Genomic DNA, 13,225 nt, shown 5'->3' on the forward strand with positions numbered 1-13,225 from the left:
AGTGGTGGGTGATGACGGGATCGAACCGCCGACCCTCTGCTTGTAAGGCAGATGCTCTCCCGGCTGAGCTAATCACCCCCGCGATGTTGCTTGTTGCGTTTGCTTCGCTGAGGCCGCGAAATTTACGCAGGTACCGATGCTAAGTCAATAGCCCCATTGAATTTTTTTTAAAAAAGGGCAAAAAAACAGTAGGCGGCCAGGCGGGCATCCCGGCTGCTGCTGCCGACCCCATCGCGGGGCAAGCCCGCTCCCACGGGACACAGGCAACAAAAAAGGGCCTTGCGGCCCTTTCTCTTGTATCTCAATAACTTACAGCTCAGGTGTAGATCATCTTGCGAGTCATGCCGCCATCGACTACGAATTCCTGGCCGGTGACGAAGCCTGCCTGGCGCGATAGCAGCCATGCAACCAATGCCGCCACATCCTCCACCGTCCCTACCCTGCCCGCCGGATGCTGGGCATGGTCGGCCTCGGTCAAGGGCTCGGCACGGCGCTGCGACGGGTCACGGGCATCGATCCAGCCGGGGCTGACGGCATTGACGCGGATTTCCGGCCCCAGGCTCATCGCCAGGGCGTGGGTCAGCGCCATCAGCCCGCCTTTACTTGCCGCATAGGCTTCTGTATCCGGCTCGGACTGCCGGGCACGGGTAGAGGTCAGGTTGACGATGGCACCGCCATGGGCGCGCAGGTACGGTGCGCAATGCTTGGCCAGCAGCATCGGGCCATTGAGGTTGACCGCCAGCACACGGTTCCACTGGCTTAGCGACAGGCTTTCCAGCGTCTGGTTGTGCGGATTGGCGATGGCCGCATTGCTCACCAGCGCATCCAGCCGGCCGAACTGCCCGAGCACCTCGGACACCCCGGCACTGACCTGGGCTTCGTCGGCAACATCCATGCTGACGAACCAGGCATTGTCGCCCAGCGCCTTGGCCACCTTGGCGCCACGCTGACGGTCCAGGTCACTGAGGACGACTTGCCAACCTTCGCAGATCAGCCAGGCAGCGATGCCCAGGCCGATGCCGCGCGCGGCACCGGTGACCAGGGCCACCCGGCCGTTATGGCCAGGCTCGCCACCCTTCCAGTCGATCACAGCGCCGCCAGACCGCGGGCAAGATCGGCTTGCAGGTCGGCCACATCTTCCAGGCCGACAGCGACACGGATCAGGCTGTCGCGGATGCCTGCCGCTTCACGTTCCTGCGGCGACAGACGGCCGTGGGAAGTGGTGGCCGGGTGGGCGATGGTGGTCTTGCTGTCGCCCAGGTTGGTGGTGATCGAGATCACCCGGGTCGCATCGATGAAGCGCCAGGCGCCCTCTTTGCCACCCTTGACCTCGAAGCTGACCACCGCGCCGAAACCGCTCATCTGGCGCTTGGCCAGTTCATGCTGCGGATGGCTCGGCAGCCCGGCGTAGTGCACCTTCTCCACACCATCCTGCTGCTCGAGCCACTCGGCCAGGCGCTGGGCGCTCTCGCAATGGGCACGCATGCGCAGCTTGAGCGTCTCCAGGCCCTTGGTGAAGATCCAGGCATTGAACGGGCTGAGGGTCGGGCCGGCGGTGCGCAGGAAGCCCACCACTTCTTTCATCTGTTCGCTGCGCCCAGCGACCACGCCGCCCATGCAACGGCCCTGGCCGTCGATGAACTTGGTGGCCGAATGGAACACGATGTCGGCGCCAAGCTTGAGCGGCTGCTGCAAGGCCGGGGTGCTGAAGCAGTTGTCCACCACCAGCATGGCACCACGGGCATGGGCGATCTCGGCCAGCGCGGTGATATCCACCAGCTCGGCCAGCGGGTTGGACGGCGACTCGACGATCAACAGCTTGGTATTGGCCTTGATGGCCTTCTCCCAACCGTTCAGATCGACCAGCGGCACATAGTCCACCTGCACGCCGAAGCGCTTGAAGTATTTCTCGAACAGGCTGATGGTCGAGCCGAACACGCTCTGCGACACCAGCACATGGTCGCCGGCACTGCACAGCGACATCACCACGGCGAGGATAGCCGCCATGCCGGTGGAGGTACCCACGGCCTGTTCAGCGCCTTCCATTGCCGCCAGGCGCTCTTCGAAGGCGCGCACGGTCGGGTTGGTGTAACGCGAATAGACGTTGCCCGGCGTCTCGCCGGCGAAACGCGCGGCAGCGTCGGCGGCCGTGCGGAAGACATAGCTGGAGGTCAGGAACAGCGCTTCGCTGTGCTCGCCCTCCGGTGTGCGGTGCTGACCGGCGCGGACCGCCAGGGTGTCGAAACCGACACCCTCGAGGTCACTGTCCAGTCGCCCGGCATCCCATTGATCCGTCATGCCGTCGCTCCCAAAGTCAGTTGTTGTACAGGTCGATGATCGCACTGACGGCCTGGGTCTTCACCTTGGCCAGGTCGTTACGGGCCTGTTCGATGCGCTCGAGGTAGGCGTCGTCGATGTCGCCGGTGACGTACTCACCGTTGAACACCGCGCAATCGAAATGCTCGATCTTGATCTTGCCGCCACCGACCGATTCGATCAGGTCCGGCAGGTCTTGGTAAATCAGCCAGTCGGCGCCGATCAACTCGGCCACCTGTTCGGTGGTGCGGTTGTGGGCGATCAGTTCGTGAGCGCTCGGCATGTCGATGCCGTAGACGTTGGGGTAGCGCACCGCGGGGGCCGCGGAGCAGAAGTAGACGTTCTTGGCGCCGGCTTCGCGGGCCATCTGGATGATCTGCTTGCAAGTGGTACCGCGCACGATCGAGTCGTCCACCAGCATCACGTTCTTGCCGCGGAATTCCAGCTCGATGGCATTGAGCTTCTGGCGCACCGATTTCTTGCGCGCGGCCTGGCCGGGCATGATGAAGGTACGGCCGATGTAGCGGTTCTTGACGAAGCCTTCGCGGAACTTCACGCCCAGGTGGTTGGCCAGCTCCAGCGCGGCGGTGCGGCTGGTGTCCGGGATCGGGATGACCACGTCGATGTCATGGTCCGGGCGCTCGCGCTGGATCTTCTCGGCCAGTTTCTCGCCCATGCGCAGGCGCGCCTTGTACACCGAGACGCCGTCGATGATCGAGTCCGGGCGGGCCAGGTAGACATGCTCGAAGATGCACGGCTGCAGCTTGGGGTTGTTCGCGCACTGCTGGGTGAACAGCTGGCCTTCTTCGGTGATGTACACCGCTTCGCCTGGCGCCAGGTCACGGATCAGGGTGAAGCCGAGCACGTCGAGCGCGACGCTTTCCGAGGCGATCATGTATTCGACGCCTTCGTCGGTGTGACGCTGGCCGAACACCACCGGACGGATGCCGTTGGGGTCACGGAAACCGACGACGCCGTAGCCGGTGATCATCGCCACCACCGCGTAACCCCCGACGCAGCGGCTGTGCACGTGGGAGACCGCGGCGAACACGTCTTCCTGGGTAGGCTGCAGTTTGCCGCGTACCGCCAGTTCATGGGCGAACACGTTCAGCAGCACTTCGGAGTCGGAGTTGGTGTTGACGTGACGCAGGTCGGACTCGTAGATCTCCTTGGCCAGCTGCTCGACGTTGGTCAGGTTGCCGTTGTGCGCCAGGGTGATGCCGTACGGCGAGTTGACATAGAACGGCTGGGCCTCGGCCGAGGTGGAGCTGCCGGCGGTCGGGTAACGCACGTGACCGATACCGATGTTGCCGACCAGGCGCTGCATGTGGCGCTGCTGGAAGACGTCGCGCACCAGGCCATTATCCTTGCGCAGGAACAACCGGCCGTCATGGCTGGTCACGATACCGGCAGCGTCCTGGCCGCGGTGCTGGAGGACCGTAAGCGCGTCATACAGCGCCTGATTGACGTTCGACTTACCGACGATACCGACGATGCCACACATGCGACGCAACCCCTACTTTGATGAAACTTGAGTGAATAGCGCTCAGGGCTTTGCAGGCCCGAGCAGCTGTTCCTTGAACGGAAGGTCAACGGGTGCGCTGACCCCACTGGACATCCACTGGCCGGTGAACCCGAGAATCAGGTTTTTCGACCAGTCGGCTACCAATAGAAATTGTGGTATCAGGCGTGATTCCTGCCACCACGGATCCTGTTGTACCGGCCCCAGGCTGAGCAGCCCGACAGCCACCACCACCAGCAAGGCCCCACGCGCGGCGCCGAAGGCCGTGCCGAGGAAGCGATCGGTACCGGACAACCCGGTCACGCGAATCAGCTCGCCGATGAGGAAGTTGAGCATTGCCCCCACCAGCAAGGTGGCGACGAAAAGAATGGCGCAGCCGGCGATGGTGCGCATCGAAGGCGTCTGGATGTAGCTTTCGAGGTAAACCGAGAGCGAGCCACCGAACATCCAGGCCAGCGCCCCGGCGACAATCCAGATGACCAGAGACAAGGCTTCCTTGACGAAGCCGCGCTTGAGACTGATCAGTGAGGAAATGGCGATGATCGCGATGATCGCCCAATCAACCCAGGTAAATGCCACGGTGCTGCCTGCCGACGTTTGAGGCGGCGCATTTTACCAGAGCGGCGGGCTTGGGGTAAGCGGAATGTCAGGTGTTTGAAGGGCTGCGGGCTGACTCCAGGGACAGCTTTGCGCCTTGCCGTTCGGGCTGTAGCGCCTGCCGAGGCCCTATCGCCGGCAAGCCGGCTCCCACAGGGATCACCTGACCTTCAGAACTAATGCCATACCTGAGGGAGCTGGCTTGCCAGCGATAGGGCCAGCACAGGCAATAGCAGACAGTTGCTCCCGCTGCGACTTGCCCCGCGATGGTTTCAGCCGCGCTCCGGCTGGAAGCGCACCAGAATCCCCTTGAGATTCTGCTGGCGATTGATCACGTCACGCACGCGCTCTGCCTCGGCGCGCTCGATCAACGGCCCTACATACACCCGGTTCATGCCACCGGTCGAACGGATGTAGGCGTTGTAGCCCTGGCTACGCAGGGTGTTCTGCAGTTTTTCGGCACCGGCGCGGTTGGACAGGCTGGCCAGCTGGATCGACCAGCTCACCGGCAGGCCGTTGACGTCAATCTTGCCTGGCGCGGCCGGTTTGCTCGCCGCCGCCGTTACTGCCGGGGCAGCTGCCGGCGCGGGCGCAGGTGCTGGACGGGTTTCGACCTTTGGTGTCGGCACCGGCGTCTGCGGCTTGGGAGCAACAGCCACCTGAGCCTGAGGCACTGGCGCAATGGGCTGGCTTGGCGTGGTAACTGGCGCCGTCGATTCATCGATCACCACCGGCGCTGGATCAGCCTGCTCCGGCAATGCTTGCGGCTCGGGCACCTGCACCGGCTCGACCTGCACCTGAGGCAGGCTCGGCATGGCTGGCGCCTGGGGCGCTTCGACGCGCACCTGACGCATCTCGTCCTCGCGGGTGAACAGCATCGGCAGGAAGATCACCGCCAGCGCCACCAGCACCAGCGCACCGACCATGCGCTGTTTCATCCCTTTATCCAGCACTGCCATCTACTCCATCCTCTGGGGCCTGCCGTTCAAGCCAGGCCAGGGCCTCGCCGACGCAGAAAAACGAACCGAACAGCAGGATCTGGTCATCCGCCGTCGCCTGGGCACACTGCCCTTCGAGAGCAGCATCGACGCTGGGGTGAGACTTCACTGTCGCACCGAGGTTCGTCAAGGCCTTGGCCAGCTCCTCGGCCGGGCGGCTGCGCGGCGTATCCAGCGGCGCCACCGCCCAATGCCCAACCAGGCCCTGCAAAGGCTCGATCACACCCTGCAGATCCTTGTCGGCCAACAGACCGAAAACAGCCAGGCGCCGACCTTTCGGCGGGCGGGCCGCCAGGCGGCGCGCCAGATACTCGGCCGCATGCGGGTTGTGGCCCACATCCAGCAGCAACTCAACGCGCTTGCCCTTGAATACCAGCGAGCGCCGATCCAGCCGTCCGGTGATACGGGTGTCCAGCAGCGCCTGCCGCACCAGCGCCTCATCCCACGGCAGGCCCATCAGCGCAAAAGCCTGCAGGGCCAACGCTGCGTTCTCCATGGGCAGGTCAAGCAACGGCAGGTCGCGCAACTCGAGCTGCGTACCGTCGGCCTTGCTGCCACGCCAGTGCCAGTGGGTCTCGGTACTGGCCAGGTCGAAATCGCGCCCGCGCAGGAACAACGGACAAGCCAGCTCACGCGCCTTGTCCAGCAAGGGTTGCGGCGGGTCCAGGTCACCGCACAGGGCCGGCTTGCCCTGGCGGAAGATCCCAGCCTTTTCGAAAGCCACCAATTCGCGGGTGTCGCCCAGGTAGTCGACATGATCGACACCGATGCTGGTGACCAGCGAAATATCGGCATCCACCACATTGACCGTATCCAGCCGGCCGCCCAGGCCTACTTCGAGCACCACGGCATCCAGTTGCGACTGGCTGAACAGCCAGAACGCCGCCAGGGTACCCATCTCGAAATAGGTCAGCGAGGTATCGCCGCGCGCCGCCTCGACGGCGACAAAGGCTTCGCACAGTTGCTCATCGCTGGCTTCGATGCCATCGATGAGCACGCGCTCGTTGTAACGCAACAGGTGCGGCGAGCTGTAGACCCCGACCTTGAGCCCCTGGGCGCGCAGCAGCGAGGCCACGAAAGCACAGGTGGAGCCTTTGCCGTTGGTGCCGGTGACCGTCACCACGCGAGGCGCCAGCTTGCCCAACTGCAGGCGCGCGAGCACCTGCTGGGAACGCTCCAGGCCCATGTCGATGGCCGTAGGGTGCAACTGTTCGAGGTAGGCGAGCCACTCGCCCAGATTGCGCTGGCTCATCACGCTACCGCAGCCGCCTCACGGGCTTCTGCCGGAGTTGCCTGGCCGGTCATCTGGGCCAGCAGGCGCGCCAGGCGCGGACGCAGCTCGTCACGGGAGATGATCAGGTCGATGGCGCCGTGCTCCAGCAGGAACTCACTGCGCTGGAAGCCTTCTGGCAGTTTCTCGCGCACGGTCTGCTCGATGACCCGCGGGCCGGCGAAGCCGATCAGTGCCTTGGGCTCGCCGACGATCACGTCGCCAAGCATCGCCAGGCTGGCGGACACACCGCCGTAGACCGGGTCGGTCAGCACCGAGATAAACGGAATACCTTCTTCACGCAGGCGCGCCAGCACCGCCGAGGTCTTGGCCATCTGCATCAGCGAGATCAGCGCTTCCTGCATGCGCGCACCACCGGAGGCGGAGAAGCACACCATCGGGCAGCGGTGCTCCAGTGCGTAGTTGGCGGCGCGCACGAAGCGCTCGCCGACGATGGCACCCATCGAACCGCCCATGAAGGAGAATTCGAAGGCGCTGACCACGATCGGCATGCCCATCAGGGTACCGCTCATGGAGATCAGTGCGTCTTTCTCGCCGGTCTGCTTCTGGGCAGCGGTCAGGCGGTCCTTGTACTTCTTGCCGTCACGGAACTTCAGGCGGTCGACCGGCTCCAGGTCGGCACCCAGCTCGGCACGGCCGTCCTGGTCGAGGAAGATGTCGATGCGCGCACGTGCGCCGATGCGCATGTGGTGGTTGCACTTGGGGCAGACATCGAGGGTCTTTTCCAGCTCCGGACGGTACAGCACGGCCTCGCAGGACGGGCACTTGTGCCACAGCCCTTCGGGCACCGAGCTCTTCTTCACCTCGGAACGCATGATCGAAGGGATCAGTTTGTCTACCAACCAGTTGCTCATGCTTTCTTTCTCCAGTAGTGGCTGGCGGGAGGCGTTGCCTGCCCACCCTGCCCTTGAGCTCAAATTCTGCTTTGAAACGACGATGAGCCGGCCATGACTGCGCCATGTACCGCCCCACCTCCAATAATTACGCCGATGGCCCGGGCCGCTACCTTGCAGGCGCGGCCTGGCAGCACCGGGCTGCGAAACCTATGGACGATGGCGCGCGGCCAGCCGTCACATCCGCCATCACGCCTGGCGCACCGCCTGCATGAAAGCCTCGATCTTCGCGGCATCCTTGATGCCCTTGGCCTGCTCCACGCCACCACTGACATCCACCGCGTACGGGCGCACCTGGCGAATGGCCTGGGCGACATTGTCGGCCGACAGGCCGCCAGCCAGGATGATCGGTTTGCTCAGGTGTTGCGGTATCAAGGACCAGTCGAACGCTTCGCCGGTTCCCCCCGGGATGCCGGGTACATAAGCGTCCAGCAGGATGCCGCGGGCGCCGGCGTAGTGTTTGCAGGCCGCCTCGAGGTCATCGCCGGGGCGCACGCGCAGGGCTTTGATCCAGGGACGGTGGTAACCCTCGCAGTCCGCCGGGCTTTCATCGCCGTGGAACTGTAGCAGGTCCAGTTGAACGACTTCGAGGATCTCGTTCAGCTCGCAACGCGAGGCATTGACGAACAAGCCCACGGTCGTCACGAAGGGCGGCAGCGCCTCGACGATCGCCCGGGCCTTGCGCACGTCCACGGCCCGCGGGCTTTTTTCATAGAACACCAGGCCGATGGCATCGGCGCCGGCCTCGACAGCGGCGAGGGCGTCCTCGATGCGGGTAATCCCGCAGATCTTGCTGCGAACCTTGCTCATGGACAGCGAACCTTGAGTGATCGATGAAAGCGCCGATGGTAGCAAATGACCTTTGCCCCGTCAGTCCAGCAACGCCTCGAAACCGGTGAGAAAGTGTGGGCCGATGTAACGCTGCGGCAGCTCGTACTCGGGTGGGTACTCCACCTTCACCAGGTACAGCCCGTAAGGGTGTGCGGTCACCCCGGCCGCGCGGCGATCGCGCCCCTCGAGCACCTCGCGGGCCCATTCCACCGGGCGCTCGCCGGTACCGATGGCCATCAGCACGCCAGCGATGTTGCGCACCATGTGATGGAGGAAGGCGGTGGCACGCACATCGATAACGATCATCTGGCCATGGCGGGTAACGCGCAGGTGATGGATGTGCTTGACCGGTGACTTGGCCTGGCACTGACTGGCGCGGAAAGCGCTGAAGTCATGGGTGCCGAGCAGATACTGCGCGGCTTCGGCCATGCGCGTGACATCCAGCGGCCGATGGTTCCAGGTCACTTCTTCGGCGAGGTGGGCCGGACGGATCGGGTCGTTGTAGATGACATAGCGGTAGCGCCGCGCATTGGCTTTGAAGCGGGCATGGAAATCCGCAGGCATCGGCCTGGACCAGACCACGCTGATGTCGTGGGGCAGGTTGAAGTTGGTGCCCAGGGTCCAGGCGCGTTCGTCGCGCACGGCCTGGGTATCGAAATGCACGATCTGCCCGCAGCCATGCACCCCGGCGTCGGTACGCCCGGCGCAGATCACACTGATCGGTTCGTTGGCCACCTTCGACAGCGCCTGCTCGAGCGCTTGCTGGACGCTCGGCACACCACTGGCCTGGCGCTGCCAGCCGCGGTAGCGCGAGCCTTTGTATTCCACGCCCAGGGCGATGCGGGTGAAGCCTTCGGCTGCGGATTCGGCGGCAGAGGTGTCGATGATGTCCAAGAACGTGAAACCTGATGATGAAACGGAAAGGCGGGCAGTATAACGGTAAACCGCACGGTGGCCGAAACGATCGCGGGGCAAGCCCGCTCCCACGCCCGCCTCATTGCAGGGCTGTCGTGGGAGCGGGCTTGCCCCGCGATCGTTTCAGCGATCAAACCAGGCGCGAGAGCATCTCGTTGGCTTCCTGACGCTGGCCGTCATCGCCATCCTTGACCACTTCGTCGAGGATGTCGCGAGCGCCGTCATGGTCACCCATGTCGATGTAGGCCCGTGCCAAGTCCAGTTTGGTGGCCACTTCGTCGGTACCGGAGAAGAAGTCGAAGTCCAGGTCATCCAGCGGTTCCGGCTCCTGGGCGGCATCTTCGGCGGTGAAGCGTGGCGCATCGTCTGGCGCATCGAGGCTTTGCGACAGTTTGTCGAGCTCGGCGTTGACGTCGTCCAGTTCGGAAGCAAACTTCTGCGCCGCCGGCGAGTCGTCATCCAGCGACAGCGAAAGGTCGAAGTCGTCCGGCAGCTCCAGTTCGGAGATCGGGTCGAACTCGGGCATGGCTTCGAAGGCCGCCAACTCGGCCGCCACATCCACCGCCGGCTCCTCGCTGCTGGCCAAGGCCTCTGGCTCACCCACATCCAGGTCGAAATCGGCCAGGTCATCGATGCCCTGCGGCTGCTCCGGGGCCTGGGCCTGGGCCAACAGGGCTTCAAAATCATCGTCAGCATCGGTTTCGCTGAAGGCAGGCGCAGCATCGGCCTGTGGCTGCGCGGCAACCGACACGGCCTCTTCCAGCGCAGCCAGATCGAGAGGATCTTCTTCCGGCAGGTCATCACCCAGGCTCAAGTCGAAGGCGCTGTCCAGGTCGTCTTCGGCAACCGGGGCCGGCTCGGGCTCAGGTTCCGGGAAGACCTCGGCAACGGCCTCGGGCTCCACTACCGGCTCAGGCTCGGCCTCGACGGCAGCCGGCGCCGGGTCCTGCAACAGGTCCTGGACGTATTGCTCGTCCAGCTCGGCAGCCAGGGCTGCGGCACTGGCCGCCACCGCCGCGACGCCGAGCATGGCCGGGAAGCGCTCCTTGAGCGAGGCGACTTCGGCCTGATTCTGCTCGCCGGGCGCCAGCTTGCGCTCCTGGCCAGCAAAGGCATCCTGGTCACCCTGACGGGCATACACTTCCATCAGTTTCAGGCGCAGGTCACTGCGCTGCGGCTCGGAAGCGACGGCGGCTTCCAGCAGGTCGGCGGCATGGTTCAGGCGACCACGGGCCAGGCTCTCATCAACTTCGGCGAACAGCGCGGCGCGCGGGTCCACTGCGGGCGCGGCAGGCGCTGGCGCAGGTGCCGGCATCTCGGCAGCCGTTGCCGCAGCCGCCGAGGCGGCGACCACCGCCGGCGACAGGGTGACGCTGGGCGCCGAGACGTCCAGGCCGTCGAAGCTGTCCGAAGGCAGGTCCAGGTCTGGGGCGCGATCACCTTCTTCAGACAGGGCGCGCGCCATGCGCAGGTGTTTTTCAGCTTCCTGCTGGGCCTTGCGCTTGCGCGCCAGGAGCAGCAGCAACAGCAACAGGACGAGGAACGCCGAGCCGGCGATCAGCCCCAGCAGCAGTGGGTTGCCCATCAGCTGATCAAGCGCGCCCTGCTCTTGGGCAGCAGGTGCTTCGCTGGTGGCCGGTGTGGTTTGCGGCGCGGTATCGACCGCAGCAGGTGCTGGCGCCACCACAGGTTCGGCGGGCGTCAACTGGGCATTGAGGGCTGGCTGCGCGGGTGCAGCTTCAGCTGGCTGTGCCTGCGGTGCCGCGCCCTGTGCTTCAAGGCGTGCCAACTGGTCGTTCTTCAGTTCGATCAGCCGCTGCAGTTTGTCCAGCTGGCTCTGCAGATCGGCCATGCGGCTTTTCAGCTCGTCGTTGTCGCGACGGCTGGTGTCCAGGCTCTCCTGGGCCACGGCGAGCTTGTCGCTCAGTGCCTTGGCCTGGCCAGCGGCGCCCTTGCCGCCGGGGGCCACCAGGCGCAGGTTGTCGCCCTGGGCGATACGCGCCGGGGCCTCGCCGGCCTGGCCACGGCGGGTGGCGTCCAGCTGACGGGCGCGCGGCCCCAGGCGCCGGCCTTCACGCCAGGCGGCGTACTGCTCGGCCACTTCACGATTGGCTTCGCCCTGGGCAATGCTCTGCACCTGCTGCTGATCGGGCAGGCGCAGCACCTGCCCGGTCTTGAGCTGGTTGATGTTGTTGCCGATGAACGCATCCGGGTTCAATGCCTGGATCGCCAGCATGGTCTGCTGGACCGAGCCGCCCTGGGTATTGCGCGCAGCGATCTGCCACAGCGTGTCACGGCGTTTGGTGGTGTAGCTGCCGGCGCTTTGCGCTGGGTTGATGTTGGCCTGGGACGGCTGGCTGCCCTGGGCCTTGGCCTGGTCGAGCAGCACACTGTAGTCGCGCAGCAGACGGCCCTGCGGCCACATCACCTGGACCAGGAACTTGACCACCGGCTCCGGCAACGCCTTGCTGGAGGTGACGCGCAGCACGCTGCGGCCATTGGGGTTGATCACGGGGGTGAAGGTCAGGTCTTCGAGGTAGGTCGGGTATGCCACCCCGGCCTTGGCGAACTCTTCCGGCGACGCCAGGCTCGGCGCCATCTCGGTTGCGGTGAGGTCGCGCACGTCGAGCAGTTCGATCTCGGCATCCAGCGGCTGGTTCTGTGCCGACTTCAGGGTCAGCTCCCCCAACCCCAAGGCATTCGCCACGCCGGACGACAGCGCCGAGGCTGCCGCGATGGCCAGTACCAGTTTGCGAATTCGAAGCATGAACTCTTCCCTTGTAAGAACCGTCCCAAAAACCCTGTTGTGGTGCAGGACAAAATTGCTGGTCAGTATCTTTTACGCCATGTGTTTAATCAACAATTGCGCCACCTGCACGGCGTTGAGTGCCGCGCCCTTGCGCACATTGTCGGTGGTCAGCCAGAGGTTGAGCTGTTCATCCTCATCTATCCCGTGGCGTACACGACCAACATAGACCACGTCCTGGCCCACTGCGTCACCTACCGGCGTCGGATAATCGCCTGGTTCGACCAGTTCGATGCTCTCGGCCGCTTCGAGCGCGGCGTTCACAGCGCCCAGATCGACCGGGCGAGCGCTCTGCACCGCCACACTGAAGCTATCGCCGAAAAACACCGGGACTTGAATGCAGGACACGGAAATCTTCAATTGAGGCAGGCCCAGCAACTGGCGCAGTTCGCTGACCAGGCGCCGCTCGACGGCGGTGTGGCCCTGCGCGTCGGGTGCGCCGACCTGCGGCAACAGGTTGAAGGCCACCTGGCGATCGAAGAAGCGCGGTTCCAGCGGGCGCGCATTGAGCAGCTCGGCGGTTTGCCGGGCCAGCTCGCTGACCGCCTCCCTGCCCTGGGCCGAAACGGCCAGGCAAGCGTTGACCTGAACGCGCTCGATGTCGAGCAAGCCTTTGAGGGGCGCCAGCGCCACGGCCAGTGCCACCGCGCCTGCGCAGGGGCTGGTGACGAGGGCTGGCTGCGGCAGTTCGGCGATGCGTTCGGGGTTGGCTTCCGGTACCAGCGCCACGGCGTCGTCCAGCACGCCGGACAGGTCGATAACGGTGCAGCCGGCTTGCTGTGCTTTGGGTGCGAAGCTGCGGCTGACAGCGGGGCTGGCGGCGAAGAACACCAGTTTCACTTGCTTGAAGTCGAAGCTGTCCACTTCACGGACTTTGAGCTTTTTGCCGGCGAACATGACGCTGCTGCCCGCCGATTCCATGCTGGCCAGCAGGTGCAGGGTGGCCACCGGGAAGGACAGTTCCTCGAGGATCTGCACGAGGGTTTCACCGACTGCGCCGGTGGCGCCTACTACGGCGATGTCTACAGGGGGGGTCATGGCTGGGGTTCCTTCATG

Annotated in this window: 11 protein-coding genes and 1 tRNA gene; all 12 read right to left on the bottom strand. The window is 64.7% G+C overall.

Annotated elements, in window-relative coordinates; genetic code table 11:
- Positions 1-2 precede the first annotated feature (2 nt).
- Positions 3-78, bottom strand: a tRNA-Val gene (locus F6X61_RS26625).
- 238 nt (positions 79-316) lie between these two features.
- The gene (locus F6X61_RS26630; protein WP_153789269.1) at positions 317-1,090 is read right to left on the bottom strand and encodes an SDR family oxidoreductase; all 774 of its coding nucleotides are present in this window, start codon (positions 1,088-1,090) and stop codon (positions 317-319) included.
- Entirely contained in the window at positions 1,087-2,298 is a 1,212-nt protein-coding gene (locus tag F6X61_RS26635; protein ID WP_153789270.1) for an O-succinylhomoserine sulfhydrylase, read from the bottom strand. The genes F6X61_RS26630 and F6X61_RS26635 overlap by 4 nt, the downstream gene beginning before the upstream one ends.
- Positions 2,299-2,314: 16 nt before the next feature.
- Positions 2,315-3,820, bottom strand: a complete 1,506-nt coding sequence (purF, locus tag F6X61_RS26640) for an amidophosphoribosyltransferase (protein WP_153789271.1) — start codon at positions 3,818-3,820, stop codon at positions 2,315-2,317.
- 42 nt (positions 3,821-3,862) lie between these two features.
- Complete coding sequence (locus F6X61_RS26645) at positions 3,863-4,417, bottom strand: CvpA family protein (RefSeq protein ID WP_110995843.1); 555 nt, start codon at positions 4,415-4,417, stop codon at positions 3,863-3,865.
- Positions 4,418-4,707: 290 nt separating this feature from the next.
- Positions 4,708-5,394 (bottom strand): SPOR domain-containing protein, encoded by a 687-nt coding sequence (locus F6X61_RS26650; RefSeq protein ID WP_153789272.1) that lies wholly within the window; start codon positions 5,392-5,394, stop codon positions 4,708-4,710.
- Entirely contained in the window at positions 5,378-6,685 is a 1,308-nt protein-coding gene (folC, locus tag F6X61_RS26655) for a bifunctional tetrahydrofolate synthase/dihydrofolate synthase (RefSeq protein WP_153789273.1), read from the bottom strand. The genes F6X61_RS26650 and folC overlap by 17 nt, the downstream gene beginning before the upstream one ends.
- The gene (gene accD, locus F6X61_RS26660; RefSeq protein WP_153789274.1) at positions 6,685-7,578 is read right to left on the bottom strand and encodes an acetyl-CoA carboxylase, carboxyltransferase subunit beta; all 894 of its coding nucleotides are present in this window, start codon (positions 7,576-7,578) and stop codon (positions 6,685-6,687) included. Before accD ends, folC begins: the two co-directional genes overlap by 1 nt.
- Positions 7,579-7,806: 228 nt before the next feature.
- Complete coding sequence (locus F6X61_RS26665; RefSeq protein ID WP_153789275.1) at positions 7,807-8,427, bottom strand: phosphoribosylanthranilate isomerase; 621 nt, start codon at positions 8,425-8,427, stop codon at positions 7,807-7,809.
- A 60-nt stretch (positions 8,428-8,487) separates the two neighbouring features.
- Positions 8,488-9,342, bottom strand: a complete 855-nt coding sequence (gene truA / locus F6X61_RS26670) for a tRNA pseudouridine(38-40) synthase TruA (RefSeq protein WP_153789276.1) — start codon at positions 9,340-9,342, stop codon at positions 8,488-8,490.
- A 151-nt stretch (positions 9,343-9,493) separates the two neighbouring features.
- Positions 9,494-12,130, bottom strand: a complete 2,637-nt coding sequence (locus tag F6X61_RS26675) for a FimV/HubP family polar landmark protein (protein ID WP_153789277.1) — start codon at positions 12,128-12,130, stop codon at positions 9,494-9,496.
- 72 nt (positions 12,131-12,202) lie between these two features.
- Positions 12,203-13,207, bottom strand: coding sequence for an aspartate-semialdehyde dehydrogenase (locus tag F6X61_RS26680; protein WP_153789278.1), 1,005 nt, complete (start codon positions 13,205-13,207; stop codon positions 12,203-12,205).
- Positions 13,208-13,225 lie beyond the last annotated feature (18 nt).

Origin of the sequence: Pseudomonas sp. EMN2 (assembly GCF_009650555.1) — a bacterium.
Taxonomy (GTDB): domain Bacteria; phylum Pseudomonadota; class Gammaproteobacteria; order Pseudomonadales; family Pseudomonadaceae; genus Aquipseudomonas; species Aquipseudomonas sichuanensis.

Excerpts from the sequence above, each read along its gene's own strand:
- F6X61_RS26635 (WP_153789270.1), bottom strand. The coding sequence starts at position 2,298 with ATGACGGATCAATGGGATGCCGGGCGACTGGACAGTGACCTCGAGGGT.
- purF (WP_153789271.1), bottom strand. The coding sequence starts at position 3,820 with ATGTGTGGCATCGTCGGTATCGTCGGTAAGTCGAACGTCAATCAGGCG.
- F6X61_RS26650 (WP_153789272.1), bottom strand. The coding sequence starts at position 5,394 with ATGGCAGTGCTGGATAAAGGGATGAAACAGCGCATGGTCGGTGCGCTG.
- folC (WP_153789273.1), bottom strand. The coding sequence starts at position 6,685 with ATGAGCCAGCGCAATCTGGGCGAGTGGCTCGCCTACCTCGAACAGTTG.
- accD (WP_153789274.1), bottom strand. The coding sequence starts at position 7,578 with ATGAGCAACTGGTTGGTAGACAAACTGATCCCTTCGATCATGCGTTCC.
- F6X61_RS26665 (WP_153789275.1), bottom strand. The coding sequence starts at position 8,427 with ATGAGCAAGGTTCGCAGCAAGATCTGCGGGATTACCCGCATCGAGGAC.
- F6X61_RS26675 (WP_153789277.1), bottom strand. The coding sequence starts at position 12,130 with ATGCTTCGAATTCGCAAACTGGTACTGGCCATCGCGGCAGCCTCGGCG.
- F6X61_RS26680 (WP_153789278.1), bottom strand. The coding sequence starts at position 13,207 with ATGACCCCCCCTGTAGACATCGCCGTAGTAGGCGCCACCGGCGCAGTC.